The 4,254-nt window shown below is 32.5% G+C and carries 5 protein-coding genes; all 5 read right to left on the reverse strand.

The window, feature by feature from the left end:
• Positions 1-645 precede the first annotated feature (645 nt).
• The 5 genes from IAI10_RS24755 to IAI10_RS24385 all read right to left on the reverse strand — a co-directional run bounded on the left by IAI10_RS24755 (position 646) and on the right by IAI10_RS24385 (position 4,136).
• Positions 646-915: an MMPL family transporter gene (locus tag IAI10_RS24755; protein WP_396334426.1), complete on the reverse strand. Its 270-nt coding sequence runs from the start codon at positions 913-915 to the stop codon at positions 646-648.
• A 30-nt stretch (positions 916-945) separates the two neighbouring features.
• Entirely contained in the window at positions 946-1,275 is a 330-nt protein-coding gene (locus IAI10_RS24370) for a hypothetical protein (protein WP_315675910.1), read from the reverse strand.
• A gap of 739 nt (positions 1,276-2,014) precedes the next feature.
• Positions 2,015-2,359: a hypothetical protein gene (locus IAI10_RS24375; protein ID WP_315675911.1), complete on the reverse strand. Its 345-nt coding sequence runs from the start codon at positions 2,357-2,359 to the stop codon at positions 2,015-2,017.
• A gap of 95 nt (positions 2,360-2,454) precedes the next feature.
• The gene (locus IAI10_RS24380) at positions 2,455-3,087 is read right to left on the reverse strand and encodes a helix-turn-helix transcriptional regulator (RefSeq protein ID WP_315675912.1); all 633 of its coding nucleotides are present in this window, start codon (positions 3,085-3,087) and stop codon (positions 2,455-2,457) included.
• Between the two features lie 242 nt (positions 3,088-3,329).
• Entirely contained in the window at positions 3,330-4,136 is an 807-nt protein-coding gene (locus IAI10_RS24385; protein ID WP_315675913.1) for a hypothetical protein, read from the reverse strand.
• Positions 4,137-4,254 lie beyond the last annotated feature (118 nt).

Consider the following 4,254-nt stretch of genomic DNA (forward strand, 5'->3'; position numbering starts at 1 on the left):
AGTAAAATAACTATTTTATTCTACCAAAAGGTGACTTTTTATTGTACTATACTGGAAAATCTTCTCCCTTTTTGTTTGCCGAAATCTCACCCTTTTAGTTTACCATTTACACTCCATCCATTCAGGCATCGATTACTAATTTTATGCTGTTATTGTTGTGCTTTTATTTAATTATATTTAATGGCTATAGCGATTTCTATAAACTTAACAATAGTTCACAATTGTATATATTTCGTAATTTTACTATAATACTATCTACCGATTTTATCGAAATAGATACACCATTAGTCTCTTAAAAAAATTAGGTAATGTAAAAATTCTTAATACATTACCTCGTTTTTATATTATTCTTCTATTTAGTAATTTCAGTTTTTATACTTATATAACCTCTATCTTCATTTGTTGTATATATCCTAAGCTGATTTTCTTTCAGCAGTTTCAAATTTTTCTTCACGTTTGAAATGCTTAGCTATAACGTCAGCCAATACTATCAACGCTGGAAGGAATATTGTTAGAAAAATTAAACATAATACTTAAGCGCAGTTACCACCGCCACGGCTAATTCGATAAAATAAGCTAAACCTGAAGGTATTAAAGTTGTGAAAGTACCGCCAAGTATGATTCCTGCAGATATGATAACCCCACCTACTTGCCTTGATGCAATAGTAATAGATTCTTTAGGATTAAGGTATCTCCTTCTTTATATCTCATAACTAAAAAGATACTATAGTCAACTCCAAGTGAAACAATTATTAGAAAGGCAAAGACTGGAACAAATGAAGACATTGATTCAAACTTTAATACATCAAACACAACAAAGTTGGTTTCAGTAATTCCTATATAATAGGCTCCTACTAAGGACTGGATTATATAGATTGGTATCCAAAAAGATCTGATTATTATTAGAATTATCAAGAATGTACCAATAAGTAAAATAATTTGGTTCTATTCAAGTCTTTGGTTCCCATTGTAAACAAAATACAATGAATGAGTACTTTGTGTTACATTAAACTCAGATGTAAATTTTCTCGATCCTTCTCCACAAGAAGTAAGCTTGATTATTGAAATTGCTTTTCCTTTTTCACTTAATTGAACTCTAAGCTCACCATCTGCAACTCCAAGAACTTTTACTGAAATACTGCTTACCTTATTGAATTTAAAATACTTATATCCTGCAGTACAATCATTTTTCATAGAACAAATATACTGATTGGGATTATTTTCTCTATCTTCTCCATTCTGGGTCATGTATGGCATGTTCTTTGGTTTTTTCATTCTAAATAATTTTTATACTGTTGAGCAACTTTAACAATTATTTGAAGCATGTGACGGAACCCCTATTGAATCAGCAGTATTCTTAGCTGCAAATTACGGATTAGTAAGAGGCGAAGTTCTGCCTTAAGTATAATGCAATTGATTTTAAAGAAAATACAATTGAAATAAATGAAACCAGAGTTAAATTTGGTATTGAGGTCGTTACAAAAAATCCCAAAAGTGAAAATAGCTATAGAGTGCTACCCTTAACTAAAAATGTAAAAAATTATTTACTAAATTCAAAGAAAAGGCAAGAAGAAAAAAACAATTACTAGGATTAGCTCATAAAGAAGATGGCTATGTATGCTGCACTGATGATGGTTCACCACTCAGTGGTGATTATCTCAATCATAAGTTTAAAAAAATATTGATAAAAAATAACTTTCTTCCTAATACATAAAACACACTAACAAAATAGTAGCAAAATTTCATATTATGCAATTTTTAAAAAATAATTCAAGCCTGTAAACCATTGAGTTTACAGGCTTTTACTGTGTCATTTGCTCAATTTAGATGTAAGGTTTAAACGCGAGTGATAAGTCATATAAAGAAAAAGAGTCTGAACGCGGATTGCGTCCAGACTCAGTCTGGTCATAAAAGATCTGATGTAAAATATACCGCTGCATAATTATGTTTTAGGTCGCACAAGGCAATCCCCGTCGAATCTCAAATTTATGTTTGTAAAATTCATGCTCGCCCTCTAAAAGGAAGTCCAATTGCCTTTTGATATATATATATACCAAACATCATTTTCTTTCTTAAATCCAATGTAATGCATTTCTTTCAAGTGCTTCATACAATCATCAATAACACTCTTGTTCTCGTGATCAGGCTGACTGTCATAAAATCCCTCGTAAACTACATGTTTAATTTTATAGCTGCTAACATCGCTACTTCTACATATACCATTTTCATTCTCGGAACATTTCTTGTAAATGCTATAATATACTCTTACTACAAATTCTGTAAACTTGCCTGTCGGTTCTTTTCTCTGCTGCAAGAAATATTGCCGTTTACATTGTATTTTTTCATCCGGCCATTTCATGATGGATTCATCTCCTGAAACTTAATTATCTTCTAGAAGAAACATAGGTACAAATGCAATAATATATACGTGGGTGTAATCATGCTTTATCATAACTAAATAGCCCACTTAACCTCTTTTTTATCTACTAAAAAAGGTTTTAAGAAATTAGGTAGATATTTCTCGCAACAATGCTTTTCAACAATAGCTTGCCCACCATATAACAAAAAGACTTCAACATCTTGTAAAGTATGCAAAATTAATGGAGCACCATATACTCTGGTACATGATTTGATTGCCATATCTGGGTTGACTTCACGTAGTTTCCTGAGTTCCTTTTTCCTTTTATCGTCAGCCCATCCTGCCCATTGTGTTTGCCCGCCAAGCATTTCTTTACCGTTATTATTTGTAAAAGAGGAAATCCAATAGTAGGTATTTCCATCAATTGGAGACTGCTGTCTGCATAATATATATCGCTCATACATGGCTTTATACATAGTATTTGGAAGTGCATTTTCTTCTATTGGTAAAGCTGACTTTCTAGCATCGTAGAGTCCTAATAAATAGTCAACAGAGACATCAAAAAAAGTTGATATAAGGATTAGATTGTGTACATCCGGTGTATATAAGTTGCGTTCAAACCGCTGTATAGATTTTAAGCTTATTTGAAGAACTTGAGCCAATTCGGCTTGTGTCATCTTTTTTGCAAGGCGTAATTGACGTATCCTCTCTCCAATCGTTCTCACCATAGTGTTTCTCCCTCTAGATTTGATTTGGACAATGACCTTATATCTACATATTATACTTTTTAACAAAAAATACAACAGACAATATTGTCTCATAGATTGGCATAATACACGCAGGTTGTTTTACATGGTCACAGATAAAATCTGTTGCTGCCTAAAGCTAAAGGGTTCAAGCATAGAAAAAGATATTAGTAATTGCACAGCATGCTATATCAGAACGGGATAATTATAGAGTAGCTTATGTGTTATGATTCATCCAAATCAACTAGTGTAACTGGAATCTCAAAGCCTGCCATTTTATACTGGAACAACCTCTTCAGATTTCCATCGCAAGTGGAAAAGAAAAACTGTTGAATCGCTGTATTTTCTTTTTTCTCGGTTAATTGGTACTTGATAAGATCAATAAATGAAACCAGATTAATATCATCCATACTGTTTGTAATATCATCTACAAAGTAACAATGGAAACCACCTATGTCTTTTCTTAGAAATGCATTACCCAATAAATATGATAACATAAACGCTCCCAACTGTCCGTCGCTAATAATATTCAAAATTGGGTTCTTATTTTGATCTGTAAAAGTCAGCTTTGCTTCTGTCTCTCTAGCGTTGTTACCTTCCAATTGAAATCCATCAAGGGTGGTATGCTTAACCAATTTACTAAAAACGTAAAACAAATAAGGAGCTACACTTTTTACCTCGTCAACTTTCAATTGATTCAATTTCTGCCGAAGTGCACCTGCTCTCTCTTTTACAAGGTTTTGCAGAGTAGTCTTTTCTTGAATCTGTTTATCAAAAACACTATTTTGCTTTCGTTTATCGCCAAGTTGCTTTGTGATCTCCTCCAAATGATGATTTCCTTTTCGTAATCTCAGGGAGACAATTTTTTCTCTTAAGTCTGTTTCAGTAAACACAAATGGCTTAGGAGCTTTTTGTGCCAACTGAGAAATGACCGTTTGCACTGTTTCAGGTATAGAAGTAACCTGCTCAACGTCTGCATAACCCAAAAATGTGAGCATGTCTTTAATTTTTTGTTCCTGTTTTTGAATCAAGCTTGCATTGGATCTATGTCAATATCTTAGACACAAAAAGTTGAACTTTTTATACAATTTTTCTAGCTAAATCTTCGCATTTTTGTGGAGTTAAATATCCAATACTACTATGTATCCT

This window comes from Clostridium sp. 19966, from assembly GCF_032335695.1.
In the GTDB taxonomy this organism is placed as follows: Bacteria; Bacillota; Clostridia; order Clostridiales; family Clostridiaceae; genus JACTOJ01.